Below are 14,951 nucleotides of genomic sequence, written 5' to 3'. Positions count from 1 at the left end.
GTCAGTTCGGCGCCTTGTAGGCCGCGGCGATCGCCCCTGCGGCCTTTTGCGCCGCCAGGAATTCGTCCGAGGTGAAGGCCTGCACGGTCTTCAGGCCCGTCACCGCGCCAGAGGCGCTTGCCACCAAGAGCGAGGCCAGCATCCTCTGCATGTCGTCGGCCTGGACGACCATCAGGAAATCATGGTCGCCGGTGGTCAGGTAGTAGGTTTCCATCGTGCCGGCCCCCGCCTTGACGAGTGCGCCGGTGGCGGCGGCGCGGTCGCTGGGCCGGGCGATCATGCCATGAACGGCCGCGGCGGTGTAGCTGCCGGTGATGATGTAGCGAGCCATTGTGGAACCTCCCCTGCGGCTGCAAACCTCGTCCGGGGCGGAACGCCGGGCAGATCGGGCCTGCGGCACGGCGAAAAGGTTAACATGGGAGATGGGTTTTTGACAGGTGCCTGTCGTGGGTGGGGATTGCGGTGGAAGGGCGGGACGGCGATGGCGTGATGGTGCGTGAAGGGGGGGGGCGATACGGGGGGCCACACGGGCGCCGCTGAGACGGCCGATTTACGCGCGGAAACCGGGGACGGGCGTCGCGCGCATTCCGCTGCCCGCGGTGAACCCCGCGCGACATCTGGCGGTCTTTCCCGCCGGCGGACCCCTTTCCCCGTGCCGCGCCCGACGTTGCGGGGCGGGTCGGGCGCGATCAGGCCTGGTTCCGGCAAATCCGACAGGGTGGGGGTGCGGGGCAGACCCCGGAAGGTGCGCCTGGGAGCACCCTCCGCAACTCTACCTGACCTTCTTGCCCGCGATGGTGGTGCCGTCCTTGCTAAGGCCGGAATTCGCGGTGGCCAGAACCTTGGGGGTTTCCCGCTTGGGCTTCTTGGCCTCTTTGTTGCCCTTGCTTTTTTCCTTGGACATCTGGGGTTCCTTTGTGCCGGGGGTCCAGCCCGGCGGCTGCCGGGAGGATCGCTGCCGCCGGGGCTGGCACGGGGCCGGCGCAGGGGCATCAGGGGCGGGCCGCGCGGGGCGCGGGGGGCGGAGCCTGTGGGGGAAAGGTGGGGGTTTGCGGCGGGGAAGGCAAGGGGGTGAGGGGCGGCGGCGCCTGCGCCGCGAAAAAGGTCCGGTGAACCTTTTTCAGCCCCGAACGCCCGAGCACGCCTGCGAGGGCCGGGGGGGCAAGGGGCGCCTTGCAAGGTTTCCGTCCGTCACCCCGCCGGGGTGCAAAGCTGCCGGGGATCAGATACGTCGATAAGATTGTGCACTGAAGCGGACACTCTGTCCGCTAACCTTGCTTTGAGGCCTTCTGAAGATTGCAGTAACGATGGGTCAACTGAGCATTGGAAGAATCTGTTGCCCCACCAGCGACGTAAGGTTTGATATGGTCAACGTGTGCATCATCCAGAGTATGGATCGCTTGTTGACAGATCGCACAAACTGGATTCATTTCGAACAATGATCGACGAATCTTGGAGTTGAATGTTCGTCCCTGCTTTGGCGAAAGAATTATTTCCTTCAGCGTATCGTGCCAAAGCTCAAATCTAAACTGTGTCTTGGCTTTATCGCCAACGGCTGCAGTGATCGAGTCAACGAATGTGGTGCTCGTCGTCATAAGTTCGATTAGAGAGTTTCTTATCTCGTCAATATGGTTGATAACTTGGTTCTTGTCAAAGCGAGTAAAGCCCCACATAACGATGTCGAAAAGCGGTCGGTTGAGTTGGTTTTCCCAGCTTCCGCTTGTCTGGCCCGGTCTTCCGAGGGTGAATTTTCGAAATGCATTGCTGCCAAAAACGGACAGCGACAAGCTTGCTGCTTGCCTAAATACCTGATCAAACTGATCGGCCTTCTCAGCGGAAATGTTCCTGAAGTCATTCATGAAGTCGTTAAGAAAAGACTTCATGGCCCCGGGATAGTTCAGGTAGGTTCTCTCATAGAATGCCAAGAACCTAAGAACAAGCTCAGCATCCTGCATTCTACTGGTTGTACTCGAGCCACCAAGAATGGTCCTAAAGTCAGGGTTCTGCGCCAACTTGCGCAATACATCATTAAAATTTCCGCGATAGACGCAATTCCGCAATTCTTGAGCATTGAGGGTAACAGATCCGGAGTTCAGTCGCTCGAAGATTTCAAACTTCACGTCAGCGTGTGACTCATTTGATATCTTGATTATTTGAAAGATATAGTCTTGGATGGCCTTCTTCTGCCCTTCTTCCAGCTTGTCAAATGAAAGCCCGTTCAGTTCCTTAAGAAGTTTGAGGCCGGTTAGCCTGAAGATTTGTTGCTCTCTCGGAAACTTTCCCTGCACGAATCCGAAAACGGATAGAAGTCGCTGCTGCCCATCAATAACAACTTCCGTTTTATCAGGCTCCTCTGCCGTATAGATTAGAGGCAATGGAACGTTTAGTAGGATGGACTCAATTAATCGAGAAGCCCTGCCCTTGTCCCACACAAACCCTCTCTGAAAGGAAGGGCGCGGATCAAGCTCTTTGTTGACGTAGTCAGAAAGCAAGTCCCTGACTTTGCGTTGCATTGTGTTGAAGCGCATAGGTGAAAACGCGTTGACGTTGCTGTTGTCGATGTACTCATCGTCGCCATCGTCGAACTCGAGCTCTTCAGACATATGAACACGACCCTGAATCAACCTTTTCAAGTGAGCATAGTTGCCAGTTCTCAAACATCAAGCTCCTCCACGAACCGCGCGTTTTCCTGAATATACTGGAACCGCAGTTCCGGCTTCTTGCCCATCAGGCGCTCGACCAGGTCGCTGGTGTCGCCGGGTTCCTCCTCGTCGATGCTCACCCGGATCAGCTTGCGGGTTTCGGGGTTCATCGTGGTGTCTTTCAGGTCCTTGGCGTCCATTTCCCCAAGGCCCTTGAAGCGTTGCACGTCGATCTTGCCTTTGCCGCCCAGGCCCTTCAGCAGCCATTCCTCTTTCCCGGCGTCGTCTGACACGTAAAGGCGTTTTGCGCCTTGGGTCAGGCGGTAAAGGGGGGGGCAGGCGAGGTAGAGGTGGCCCTTGTCGATCAAGGGGCGCATCTGGGTGAAGAAGAAGGTCATCAGCAATGACGCGATGTGGGCGCCGTCGACGTCGGCGTCGGTCATGATGATGATCTTGTCGTAGCGCAGGTCGTCCAGGCGGAAGCGGGTGCCCATGCCGACGCCCAAGGCCTCACAGATGTCGCGGATTTCGGAGTTGTCGTTCAGCTTGGCCGAAGCCGCGCCGAGGACGTTGAGGATCTTGCCTTTCAGCGGCAGGAGGGCCTGGAAGGTGCGGTCGCGGGCGCCCTTGGCGCTGCCGCCGGCGCTGTCGCCCTCGACGATGAAAAGCTCGGTGCCGGTGCGGTCGGTGGCGGAACAGTCGACCAGCTTGCCGGGGAGGCGCAGCTTTTTCGTGGCGGTCTTGCGCTGGGTTTCCTTTTCCTGCCGGCGCTTGAGGCGTTCCTCGGCGCGCAGCACCAGGAAATCAAGGATGGCGCCGGCGGATTTGGGGTCGGCGGCCAGCCAGGTGTCAAAGCGGTCGCGGACTGCGGTTTCCACCCATCTTGCGGCTTCCTCGGTGGCCAGGCGGTCTTTCGTCTGGCCGACGAACTGGGGTTCGCGGATGAAGACCGAGATCATCGCGCAGCCGCCCGTCAGCATGTCGTCGCGGGTGATGGCTTCCGCCTTGCGGTTCTTGATCCGCTCGCCATAGGCCTTGATGCCCTTGAGGATGGCGGCCCAGAAGCCGGCCTCATGCGTGCCGCCTTCGGGGGTGGGGACGGTGTTGCAGTAGCTGGACAGGAAACCGTCGCGGGCGGGGGTCCAGTTGATGGCCCATTCCACGCTGCCGGGCACGTTGAAGCGGTCCTGGAACGACACTTTGCCGGCGAAGGGGCGCTCGGCATAGGTCGTCACCCGGTCAAGCTGGTCGGACAGATAGTCGGCCAGGCCGCCGGGGAAGTGGAAGGTGGCCTCGAGCGGCATGTCGCCGTCGGGGACAGCGGATTTCCAGCGGATTTCGACGCCGGAGAAGAGGTAGGCCTTGGAGCGGGCCATCTTCATCAGCCGGGCGGGCCGGAAGGATTGCGAGCCGAAGATCTGCGGGTCGGGGTGGAAGGTGACGGATGTGCCGCGGCGGTTGGGCGCCGGGCCGACCAGGCGGATGGGGGCAAGCGGTTTGCCGCGCGAGAATTCCTGGACGTGGAGTTCCTTGTTGCGGGCCACCTCGACGCGAAGCTGGTCCGACAGGGCGTTGACCACCGAAGAGCCGACGCCGTGCAACCCGCCGCTGGTTTCATAGGCCTTGCCGTTGAACTTGCCGCCGGAATGCAGGGTGCAGAGGATGACCTCAAGCGCGGATTTGTCGGGGAATTTCGGGTGCGGGTCGACCGGGATGCCGCGGCCGTTGTCGCGGATGGTCAGCGACCCGTCGGCCAGCAGTTCCACCTCGATGCGGTTGGCGTGGCCGGCCACCGCCTCGTCCATCGAGTTGTCAAGGATCTCGGCCGCCAGGTGGTGATAGGCGCGTTCGTCGATGCCGCCAATGTACATCCCGGGGCGCAGGCGGACGGCCTCAAGCGGTTCCAGCACCTCGATCGACGAGGCGTCATAGGTTCCCACGGCCTGGGAAAGAAGGTCGTTCGCCATTGGCTCTGCTCTTGTCGTTGGGCGCAGGCATTAGACCACCCAAGGGGGGGCGGGCGCAAGATGTAGGGCCGGCGGGCCTGCGGTCAGGCCGGCTCGGCCATCCGCGCGGCCCACATCGCCTGAAAGGCCGGGCGGGACTGGCAGCGCTCGATCCAGGCCTTCACGGCCGGGAACTCGGCCAGCAGGCTGGGGTGGCCCTGGGCGTAGCGGACGCATTCCGCCACATTGATGTCGGCCACGGTGAAGCGCCCGCCAACCATGCAGGGCGCCGTCTCCAGATGGGTCTGCAGGCGCTTCAGCGGGCGGCGCAGCTTTTCGGCGGCGATGGCGATGACCGAGCGGCCCTCGGGCGTGTCGGCGGTGCCGTTGGCAAGGGTGTAGGTGATTTCAAGCGCCGGCGTCTCGATCGCGGTGGCGACGAACAGCGACCAGTTCTCGGTCTGCGACAACTCGGCCTCCGACGCGGGGCCAAGCGCGCCGCCGCGGGTGCGGGCGATATGCAGGGTGATCGCCAGCGACTCGGTCAGGAGAAGGTCGCCGTCGGTCATCGCCGGAATCTGGCCCATCGGGTTCACCGCAAGAAAGCCGGCCGAGGCGGTGTTGAGCGGGGCGTCGGCCGCGGTGGCGTCGGGCAGGCGGTAGGCCTGGATCACCGGCACATGGGCAAACGCCGTGCCGGTTTCGCCAAGCAGCCAGAGCGGGCGCGAGGCGCGACTGCGATAGACGCCGTAAAGGGTAAGCATGGGGGACTCCTGGCAGGGCACGGGCTGGGTGTGCCCATTTCTTGCGCAAGCGCGACGCAACGTCCATGGGGGCCGCACTGCATTCTGCTTGCCCTAAGGTAAACCTTGCGCCTAGGTTTTCGAATGACGGACCGCGACCCGCCCCCCAGCCTGGCCGACGTCGTCCCGCGCGACCCCAGAGCCGAGATCGTGGACCGGCTTTACGACGTCGCGCTGGACCCGATCCGGCTGCCGGACCTGCTGCAAGTCTGGGAGGGCCGGGTGGCGCCGCTGCGGGCGGGGCCAATGGACGGCATGATCGCGCTGGATGACGCCGAAATCGAAGCGCACGTGAAGCGGGCGACGGTGTTCCTGGACCGCTTCGAAGCGACACGCCCGGACGGCGGCTATCGCAGCGTGCTTGAGGATATCCCGCGTTCGGCAGCCTTCGTGGCGGATGGCGGGCCTCAGGTGACGGCCTGCAACCGGCCCGCCCGGGTGGCCTTGGGCCTGGCCGACGGCTGCCCCTTCGACCTGCTTCCCTTCGAGCCAGAGGACCGCGCGCTGCTGCGACGGGAAATCCGCCGGGTCGCGGGTGGGCGGGCCGAGAAGGTGGTGACGCTGCGCATCCGGTCCACCCGGACCGGCAGCCCGGTGATCCTGCGGCTGAGCCGGATCGAGGCCGATGTGCCGCTGGCGCTGGTCTTGTCAACCGAACTGGTCTGGCCGGAAGGGTTCGAGAAGACGGTGCAAGAGGCCTTCGGGCTGACCGCGGCCGAGGTCGAGATCGTCCGCGGCATCGCCCTGGGCCATCCGGTGAAAGAGATCGCCGAGGCGCGGCGGCGCAGCGCCGAAACGGTGCGGACGCAGTTGCGCTCGATCCTGGCCAAGACCGAGACGCACAGCCAGAGCGAACTGGTGCGGGTGGTGCTGGGGCTGATGGACCTGGCGCTGATCCCGACCGAAGGGCTGGCGCCGCTGCGGCCTGAGGTGGCGGCGGGCGGCCTGGAGCCGCGGGTGCCGCGCGAGATTCGCACGCCCGAGGGGCGCCGTCTGACCTGGATCGAGTTCGGTGATCCGGGTGGCCGGCCGGTGCTGTATCTGCATCTGGACTATGGCCTGATCCGCTGGCCCGCGCCGGCCGAACGGGCGGCCCGGGCGCGCGGCTTGCGGGTGATCGTGCCGGTGCGGGCGGGCTATGGCCGCAGCGACCTGCACCCCAGGGGCAGCGATCACATTCCGGCGGTGACCGCGGATTACGCGGCGGTGCTGGACCACCTGGGTGTCTCCGGCACCATCGCCCTGCCGCTGGGCGCCGACCTGCGCTTTGCCATGAGTCTGGCGACCGCGCGGCCCGACTTGGTGCGCGGCATCGTCGGCTGTGCCTGCCAGTTGCCGCTGCGCACCGCCGCGCAGTACGAGCGGATGGACAAGTGGCAGCGCTTCATCCTGGCCAATGCCCGCTATGCCCCCAAGGTGCTGCCGTTCCTGGTGCAGGCCGGCTTCAGCCTGGCCCGCCGGCTGGGCAAGGAAAGCTTCTTTTCCCAGGTCAATGGCGGCAGTCCGGCCGACATGGAGACCTTTGCCCGGCCCGAAGTGCGGGCGGCGGTGCTGGAGGGGTCGGACACCTGCCTGACAAAGAAATGGTCGGCGCACGAGGCCTTTACCCGCGAATGCATCAGTTCGGAACGCGACTGGTCGGGAATCGTGCGGGCCTGCCCGGTGCCGGTCGTGCTGTTGCAGGGCGATCAGGACCCGCAGACCCCGATGCTGACGATCCGCGAGCTGATGGCCGACTTTCCGCAGCTTGAGGTGCGCTTCCTGCCGCGCACCGGGCAGTTGCTGTTCTTTGCGGAATGGCCGCAGGTGCTGGACGCCGTCGAGGCGATGGTCGGGAATTCCTAACCTGCGGTTCGTTTTTTCCTGCCCTACCGCAAATGGGGTATGCGGCTGGCGTCGGCCGGAGCGTAGGCTTGAATTCAGTTGTGGTGGCATTGACGACAAGCCGTTTTGAATGACCAAACGTACCCTTCGGGCAGGGCGGTGGACCTTCAAGTCCGCCGCCTTGACATTTCTGGCGGCCCCGGCCGTCCGCGACGCACGCGAGTCTGACCTGCATCAAGGCTTTCTCAACGGCCTGGATGTAGAATTGCCGGGTCGTGGATCGAAGGGAGATGCCGCATGGAAGACCAGGCGCCGCAGGGGGTTGTCCGCAGGAAAGGGGTCCGTCCCGCCGCCGCGGCGGTGCCCGACAAGGTTGATCCAGCCCCGGAGCTGCCTGCCGCCGCGGTCGAGGCCGTGGCCGAGGTCGATGGCGAAGATGGCCGTGGAGAGGGGCTGACCGGCCCGCAGCACTATCCCTCGATCACCTCGGACGCGATTCGCGAGGCCTTCGAGTCGGGTCGCTATCCTTATGCCCGCCTGATGGGCCGCAGGCCGTATGAGGCCGAGAAGGCCCGGTTGCAGGCCGAATTGCTGAAGGTGCAGATCTGGGCGCAGGAGACCGGGCAGAAGTTCGTGATCCTGATGGAAGGTCGCGATGCCGCCGGCAAGGGCGGCACGATCAAGCGGTTCATGGAGCATCTGAACCCCCGCTACGCCCGCGTCGTGGCGCTGACCAAGCCCAGCGACAAGGAAAAGGGCGAGTGGTTCTTCCAGCGTTATATCCAGCACCTGCCGACCACCGGCGAGATCGTGTTCTTCGACCGCAGCTGGTACAACCGCGCCGGCGTGGAACGGGTGATGGGCTTTTGCAGCCCCTCGGAATACCTGGAATTCATGCGCGAGGTGCCAGAGCTTGAGCGGATGCTCGTGCGCTCGGGCATCCGGCTTTACAAATACTGGTTCTCGGTCACCCGCGACGAACAACTGCGCCGGTTCAAGGCGCGCGAGACCGATCCCTTGAAGATGTGGAAGCTGTCGCCGATCGACAAGGCCAGCCTCGACCGTTGGGACGACTACACCGAGGCGAAGGAGGCGATGTTCTTCTACACCGATACCGCCGATGCGCCCTGGAACATCGTCAAGTCGAACGACAAGAAGCGCGCGCGGCTGAACTGCATGCGGCATTTTCTGTCCACGGTCGAGTATCCGGGCAAGGACTGGTCGGTGATCGGCGAGGTTGACCCGCTGATCGTGGGCCGCGCGGCGCACGTGATCGGAAGTGCCGGCCACATCCTGGACGCGGCTCAGCATCCGGCGATCCGCAAGGGCTGAGCACGGCCGTGTGATGGGGGCCACGGGAGGCTTGGCCTCGGCGGCTGACGGCGGCTAGACTGCCGGGCATGATGCCGCGTGCCGCCGCCCCGTCGCATATGCCGTCCCTGGTTCCTGCGCCAATCCCGGCGCTTCTCCTGTCACTTGCCGTTGCGCTTGTGCCCGACGGGGCCGCCGCGCATCCGCATGTCTGGATCGATACCACGGTCGAGGTGATCCTGGACGATCAGGACCGGGCCGTGGCGGTGCGCATCGGCTGGGTCTACGACGATCTGTTCTCGCTTTCGGTGATCGCGGACCGGGGCATCGACACCGATGCCGACGGCCGCCTGACGGCGCAAGAGGCGGCGGCGCTGGTCGGCTTCGACATGCACTGGGAACCGGGCCATCCGGGCGACACCTATGCACTGCTGGGCGAACAGGACCTGGCGCTGGGCGGCCCAGAGGCCTGGACCGCCACCTACGCCGAGGGGCGCATCGCCACCACGCACCTGCGCCGGCTGCCGGCCCCGGTCGAGATCGGGGCGCAGACGCTGCTGGTGCAGGTCTATGATCCGGGGTTCTACACCGCCTATGAGCTGGATGCCGTCGTGGTGCTGACCGGCGGCAGCGGGGCCTGCGCCGCCCAGGCCTGGGGGCCGGACCTTGATGCCGCGGATGACGTGCTGAAGGCGGCGCTGGCGGAATACGCGGCGGACCAGGATGTCGAGGCGGATTTCCCGGCGATCGGCCACAGCTATGCCGAAGAAGTGCGGGTCACATGCGCCGCGCGCTGACGCTGGCGGGGTTGGCGGTGGGCCTGGCGCTGGCGGCGCTGTGGCTGCTCGGCGGGTTCGAGACCCTGGCGGACTGGATCGGTGCGGCGCAGCGGACGACACAGGATCGCCTGGCGGCGGCCGTGCGGGCGCTGCGCGCCGGCCAGCCGGGTGCGGTGGCCGGCCTGCTGGCGGTGTGCTTCGGCTATGGCGTGCTGCACGCCGCCGGGCCGGGGCACGGCAAGGCGCTGATCGGCGGCTACGGTCTGGCGCGACGGGTGCCGCTGGTCCGGCTTTCCGCGCTGGCGCTGGCAGCCGCGCTGGCGCAGGCGGCGGTGGCGGTGCTGCTGGTGCAGTCGGCGGTGGCGGTGCTTGGGTTGACGCGCGATGCGGTCACCGCGGCCGGCGAAGGCTGGGTGACGGCGGCGGGCAACCTGATGGTGGCGGGCCTTGGCCTGTGGCTGGTGATCCGGGGCCTGCGCGGGCTGGCCCGGCTGCGCCGCAGCCCGGCGCCGCGGCACGAGTCCGGGCATGGTCGCACGCATGACCCGGCGCAGGACCACGACCACGGGCCCGACCATCCGCCCGACTGTGGCTGCGGCCACACCCATGGCCCGACCCTGTCCGAGGTCGAGGCGGCAGGCTCGGTGCGCGAGGCGGCGCTGCTGGTTGCCGGCATTGCGCTGCGGCCTTGCTCGGGGGCGCTTCTGCTGCTGGTTCTGACCTGGCAGCTTGGCGTTGCGGCAGCGGGCATTGCCGGGGCCTTCGCGATGGGGCTGGGCGTGGCTTCCGTCACCGTGGCGGTGGCGGCGCTGGCGGTCTGGGCGCGCGAGGGCGGGCTGGTGGCCCTGCCCGAAGGCCCGGCGCGCTGGGCGATGCCAATGCTCGAGGCGGTGGCCGGCGGGGTGATCCTGGCGGCGGCCTTGGCGCTGCTGTCGCATCAGATCTGATGCCGCGCCGCGGCAAGGGTCCGGTCTTGCCCTTCGCGCGAAGCCGGCGTAGGGGCGGAAAATGACACCTCGGATGCCCCTGTCCGCCCACGCCAGCGCGACGCTGGTGCTGGGCCTGCCGCTTGTCGGGTCAAGCCTTGCGCAGATGGCCCTGCATGTGGCCGACACGGTGATGATGGGCTGGTATGGCGTGGCGCCGCTGGCCGCGCTGGTGCTGGGGTCGTCGTCGTTCTTCATCCTCTATGTCTTTGGCTCTGGCTTCGCCAAGGCGGTGCTGCCGCTGGTGGCGCAGGCCCGCGCGACCGGCGACGAGGCGCAGGTCCGGCGCGACGCCCGCATGGGGCTGTGGCTGTCGGCGGGCTTCGGGGCGCTGATCTATCCGGTGTTCTGGTATTCCGGGCCGATCCTGCGCACGCTGCACCAGACCGAAGAGGTGGCCGCACTGGCCGAGGCCTATCTGCGCATCGCCGGCCTGGGGATGGTCCCGGCGCTGTGGATCGCCGTCCTGCAAAGCTGGCTGGCGGCGCTGGGGCGCACCCAGGCGGTCTTGTGGGTGACGCTGGTGGCGCTGGGGTTGAACGTCGCTCTGAACTGGGCGCTGATCTTCGGCAACTGGGGCGCGCCCGAACTGGGGGTGCGCGGGGCAGCCATCGCCACGGTGCTGGTGCAGATCGCCGCGATGGTCATTCTGGCCGCCTATGCCACCTGGCTGCCGGCGCTTCGACCCTATCGGCTGTTCCGGCGGTTCTGGCGGATGGACGGGCCGGCGCTGCGCGGCGTGTTCCGGCTGGGCTGGCCGATCGGGCTGACCGGCATCGCCGAAGGCGGCATGTTCGAGGCCAGCGCGATCATGATGGGCTGGGTCGGCACGGTGGAACTGGCCGCGCATGGCATCGCGCTGGAAGCGGCGGCGGTGGCCTTCATGGTTCACGTCGGGCTGTCCAGTGCGGCGACGATCCGGGTGGCGGGGTTCGCCGGCGCGCGCGATGCGCGGGCCTTGCGAGACGCGGCGGGGGTGGCGCTGGCCCTGTCGCTGGTGGTGGCGCTGGCGGTGACGGCGGCCTTTGTGATCTGGCCCGAGGCGATCATCGGGCTGTTCGTGGACCAGGCCAAGCCGGGAAGCAGCGGCATCCTGGCCTTTGGCGTGGTGTTGCTGGCGGTGGCGGCGCTATTCCAGCTGGCCGATGCGATGCAGGTCATGGCGCTGGGCCTTTTGCGCGGGGTGCAGGATACCCGCGTGCCGATGGCACTGGCGGCGGTCAGCTATTGGGGCATCGGCATCCCGGCCAGCTATGTGCTGGCGTTTCCGCTGGGATATGGCGGGGTCGGGCTGTGGTTCGGGCTGACGCTGGGGTTGGTCGCGGCCGGCGGCAGCCTGATGCTGCGGTTCTGGCTACTCGCGCCAAAGCCGGGCGTGGCGCCTGAGCCGTCCCTGTAGCCGCGCCAGCAGGCGGTTGCCGGGGCCGGGGCCGGGAATCGCGCCGCCGGCCAGCCGGTCGAGGATGACCTCGGGCGGGCAGGGGCGGCCCGAGACCGGGTCGTGGTAGCGCGGGTAGCCGATCAGCGCGGCATGGACCAGGCGAATCAGGTCGGGGCGCGGCTGCAGGCTGCCGTCGGGTCGCCGCAGGCGGCGCTGCGGGACGGCGCCAAGGTCGCGCGTCAGGCCCCAGCCGGCGTAGAACGGCACGCCCAGGGTGGTGACTTGCTTGCCACGGATCAGCGCCTCGAAGCCGGTCAGCGAGGTCAGGGTCCAGACCTCGTCGATCTGCGGCAAGAGGGTGGCCATGTCGGCGCGGATGAGCACCGCGTCGGCCAGCGTTTCGGCCTGCGGCAGGGCGCCGGGGCGCAAGCCCGCTTCCACGTCGGGGTGCGGCTTGTAAAGGATCACCGCGTCGGGGTTGGCGGCGCGGGCGGCCTGCAGGAGGGCCAGGTTGGTGGCGATGTCGACGCAGCCGAGGCGGATCGAGGCGTCATCCTCGACCTGGCCGGGAACCAGGATGCGGCGGCCTTCGGGCAGGGCGGGGGGGACGCCGCCAAGGTTGTATTTGGTCAGGGCGGCGGCGATCAGGCGGTCCAGCAGGGCCTCGGCGCGCGCCCGGCCGCCTGGCGGCGGCGGCGTCAGCAGCAGGGATTCCAGGCGTGAGGGGCGGCTGGGGTCGTAGTAGATGCCAAGGTCGTCGGTCACCAGTGAGAGCGGCGGGATCAGGTCGGCGCCCAGCCCGCGCGAGCGGAGAAAGCCGTCCTCGATGCGCAGGGCAGGGGCGGGGAAGCCGGGGGGTTCCTTGCCCGCCCAAAGCAGAAGGCTGCGGCCCCTGGCGGCGGCAAGGGCGGCGGCCTCAGTGGGGTCTGACTTGAAGATCAAGGGTTTGACGGTGCCGAAGAAGGCCCGCAAATGGCTGCGCTTCCAGGCCCGCACTCCGGCGGCGACGTGGCCGCGGCGGTCCTGGCGGAAGGCGCAGACCTCGGCTTCCAACTGGTCCACGGCCTCTTCAAAACTGCACAGGCGGTCGCGGCAGGGGTCGATCCAGCTGGGGGCCAGAATCATCGCGGCGGCGAAAAGCTGCGCCGGTGTCAGTTTGCGGCCGCGGCGGGGCGGCGGTGTGCGGTCGGCGGTCAGGCCCCAGCCGGCATAGAACGGATGGCCCCAGACCTGCGGGCGGTGGCCGGCCAGGATCGCCTCGAACCCCAGCTGCGACGAGACGGTGTAGACCGCGATGGCGCCGTCGAGCAGCGCCCAGGGGCTGTGCGGGGCGGTGACCAGTTGCACGCGGCCCTGCGCGTGCCGCGGGCCATAGTGGCCGGGGCGCAGACCGCGGGCGGTCTCGGGGTGGGTCTTGATCAGGATCGGCGCGCGGGGGTGGTCCTCTTGCGCGACGGCCAGCATCTCGTCGAAGGTGGCCTGCGTGGCCGCGCTGGCCCGCACCGAGGCATCGCCGGCGACCTGGTCGATCACCAGAACATAGCCTGGCGGCGGTGGCGGCAGGTCGGGGTCATGAATATTGTATTTCGACAAGTTCAGGGTCTTGAGACGGTCAATTCCCACCCGCGAACGGGCCAGAAGGTGCGAATTGTCCAAGGGGTCATGGGTCAGGAAATGCTCGACCAGCGACGGTGCGGCGGGGTCGAAGTGCACGCCAAGCGGATCGACGATCAGGCCAAGGGGCGCGTCGCCCAGCCGGCCGGGGCGGATGGACCGCAGGAAGGCGTCTTCCAGCCGCACCAGCGGGGCGCCGCTGCGGGCGGCCAGGGCCTGCCCGCGCCAGGCCACCGGGCTGGCGCCCCAGACCGCCACGCCATCGCCCGGCCGCGGCAGGCCCAGCGAAAGCCGGTGGCCGATCAGCGCCAGCATGTGCCTGAGGCGGCGGTCGGTCAGGAAAGACAGGTTCAGATGCGCCAGCCGCCGCGGCGCGGCCACGGCGGCAGACGGTCTGGGATCGCGTTCGATCGCCACCGGCCGGACGGCCCTAGTTCGAGCCGCTGAAGGCGTCGGCAGTGTTGGCGAGGTTCGCAGAGGCGCCGGCGGCGCCGGTCAGGGCCGAAAGCGTCTTGTTCCATTGCACATAGGGCGCTTCGGTGACGTAAAGCGTGTCGCCGTCGCGAACCAGGAAGTCGCGCGCTTCGAACATGCCGGTGGGCTGGGTCAGGTCCAGCACATAGACCATGCGCTGATCGCCAACCAGGTCGTTGCGGCTGAGCACGACGTTGGCGATCTCGGCCGGCTCGTTGCGGAAGACGAAGACGCCGGTCGGGTCGGCGGCGCTGGTCTGCAGGCCGCCCACGGTGGCGATGGCCTCGATGGCCGAGAGCGTTTCGCTTTCGAACGGCACCAGTTGCTGCGAGCCGGTGGCGCCCAGCGCGGTGAACTTGCGCTGGTCTTCCTCGATCACGATCTGGTCGCCGGGGCGCAGCGCGATGTCCAGCGCCGGGCTTTCCCAGAGGTCCTTGAGCCAGACCTTGCCGGTGCGTCCGGCGCGGGTGACGCGGACCAGCGCGGTGGCCGGATCGACGGAAACCCCGCCGGCCTTGGCCAGCATCGTCGCCAGCGTGCGGGTGGGGCGTTCGATCGGATAGACGCCGGGGGCTGCGACCGAGCCGGCGATGGACACCGACGAGCCGTCGCCGGCCAGCCGGCTGACGCTGACCTGCGGGTCTGGGGTCTGGGCGTCCAGCTTGCGGGTGATCGCCAGGCGCAGGCCTTCCGGGGTTTGCCCGGCGGCCTTGATGCGGCCGGCATAGGGGATGAAGATATAGCCCTGCCCGTCGACCTGCACCTCTTGCAGTTGCGACACGCGCTGGCCGCTGTTGCCCAGAAGCGGGTCGTCCTTGACGTTCTCGAAGATGGTGATGCCCAACGTGTCGCCTGGCGACAGCGTGTCCGAGCCGACAAGGCCGGCGTTCTCGAAGGCGTCCGAAAAGCCGAACGACGGCAGCACGGCGGTGGCCCGCGTCACCCGAGGGTTGACGGTGACGATGAAGGCGTCGCCTTCCTTCAGCACCGAGCCGGCGTAGATTTCGCGCTTGGTCGGGCCGGGACGCGGCAGACCGCAACTGGCCACCAGGGCCACGGCCGCAAGCAAGGCAAGGGCGCGCGCGCCTTTCGGATAGGTCCGGATCACTGCTCGGGCTCCTTTTCGGATTTGCCTCAAGTTTTGCCGGCAAGGATAGGGAAAGGCGGAGGAAAATGAAAGCGCCGCGTGCG

The 14,951-nt window shown here is 67.2% G+C and carries 12 protein-coding genes; 5 read left to right on the top strand and 7 right to left on the bottom strand.

Annotation, left to right across the window (positions count from 1 at the left end; translation table 11 throughout):
- Nucleotide 1: 1 nt before the first annotated feature.
- The 5 genes from LHP98_RS11455 to LHP98_RS11440 all read right to left on the bottom strand — a co-directional run bounded on the left by LHP98_RS11455 (nt 2) and on the right by LHP98_RS11440 (nt 5,352).
- Complete coding sequence (locus LHP98_RS11455; protein WP_227252672.1) at nt 2–331, bottom strand: GYD domain-containing protein; 330 nt, start codon at nt 329–331, stop codon at nt 2–4.
- A 441-nt stretch (nt 332–772) separates the two neighbouring features.
- Complete coding sequence (locus tag LHP98_RS19485) at nt 773–904, bottom strand: hypothetical protein (RefSeq protein WP_264473755.1); 132 nt, start codon at nt 902–904, stop codon at nt 773–775.
- Between the two features lie 364 nt (nt 905–1,268).
- Nucleotides 1,269–2,603 (bottom strand): DUF262 domain-containing protein, encoded by a 1,335-nt coding sequence (locus tag LHP98_RS11450; protein ID WP_227252671.1) that lies wholly within the window; start codon nt 2,601–2,603, stop codon nt 1,269–1,271.
- A 50-nt stretch (nt 2,604–2,653) separates the two neighbouring features.
- Nucleotides 2,654–4,609 carry a DNA topoisomerase IV subunit B gene (parE, locus tag LHP98_RS11445; RefSeq protein WP_227252670.1) on the bottom strand — a complete coding sequence of 652 codons (1,956 nt, stop codon included), beginning with the start codon at nt 4,607–4,609 and terminating at the stop codon, nt 2,654–2,656.
- A gap of 83 nt (nt 4,610–4,692) precedes the next feature.
- Entirely contained in the window at nt 4,693–5,352 is a 660-nt protein-coding gene (locus LHP98_RS11440) for a glutathione S-transferase family protein (protein ID WP_227252669.1), read from the bottom strand.
- 123 nt (nt 5,353–5,475) lie between these two features.
- On the opposite strand from LHP98_RS11440, the gene LHP98_RS11435 reads away from it, so the two are divergent.
- The 5 genes from LHP98_RS11435 (at nt 5,476) to LHP98_RS11415 (ending at nt 11,690) form a co-directional block, all read left to right on the top strand.
- Nucleotides 5,476–7,236 carry a LuxR C-terminal-related transcriptional regulator gene (locus LHP98_RS11435; protein ID WP_227252668.1) on the top strand — a complete coding sequence of 587 codons (1,761 nt, stop codon included), beginning with the start codon at nt 5,476–5,478 and terminating at the stop codon, nt 7,234–7,236.
- A gap of 276 nt (nt 7,237–7,512) precedes the next feature.
- Nucleotides 7,513–8,547: a polyphosphate kinase 2 gene (gene ppk2 / locus LHP98_RS11430; protein ID WP_227252667.1), complete on the top strand. Its 1,035-nt coding sequence runs from the start codon at nt 7,513–7,515 to the stop codon at nt 8,545–8,547.
- Nucleotides 8,548–8,615: 68 nt separating this feature from the next.
- Nucleotides 8,616–9,323 (top strand): DUF1007 family protein, encoded by a 708-nt coding sequence (locus LHP98_RS11425; RefSeq protein WP_227252666.1) that lies wholly within the window; start codon nt 8,616–8,618, stop codon nt 9,321–9,323.
- Nucleotides 9,308–10,252 (top strand): nickel/cobalt transporter, encoded by a 945-nt coding sequence (locus LHP98_RS11420; protein ID WP_227252665.1) that lies wholly within the window; start codon nt 9,308–9,310, stop codon nt 10,250–10,252. The genes LHP98_RS11425 and LHP98_RS11420 overlap by 16 nt, the downstream gene beginning before the upstream one ends.
- Before the next feature lie 73 nt (nt 10,253–10,325).
- Entirely contained in the window at nt 10,326–11,690 is a 1,365-nt protein-coding gene (locus LHP98_RS11415; RefSeq protein ID WP_227252664.1) for an MATE family efflux transporter, read from the top strand.
- Here LHP98_RS11415 and LHP98_RS11410 read toward each other — a convergent pair.
- Nucleotides 11,646–13,703, bottom strand: a complete 2,058-nt coding sequence (locus LHP98_RS11410) for a capsular polysaccharide biosynthesis protein (RefSeq protein ID WP_413687707.1) — start codon at nt 13,701–13,703, stop codon at nt 11,646–11,648. The two genes, LHP98_RS11415 and LHP98_RS11410, sit on opposite strands and share 45 nt — an antisense overlap.
- Before the next feature lie 13 nt (nt 13,704–13,716).
- Nucleotides 13,717–14,868: a polysaccharide biosynthesis/export family protein gene (locus tag LHP98_RS11405; protein WP_413687706.1), complete on the bottom strand. Its 1,152-nt coding sequence runs from the start codon at nt 14,866–14,868 to the stop codon at nt 13,717–13,719.
- Between the last annotated feature and the right edge of the window lie 83 nt (nt 14,869–14,951).

The organism is Rhodobacter sp. Har01 (genome assembly GCF_020564565.1).
In the GTDB taxonomy this organism is placed as follows: Bacteria; Pseudomonadota; Alphaproteobacteria; order Rhodobacterales; family Rhodobacteraceae; genus Pseudogemmobacter.
The sequence above is the reverse complement of the archived record's forward strand: the minus strand, read 5'-3'. Positions and strand labels throughout refer to the sequence as shown.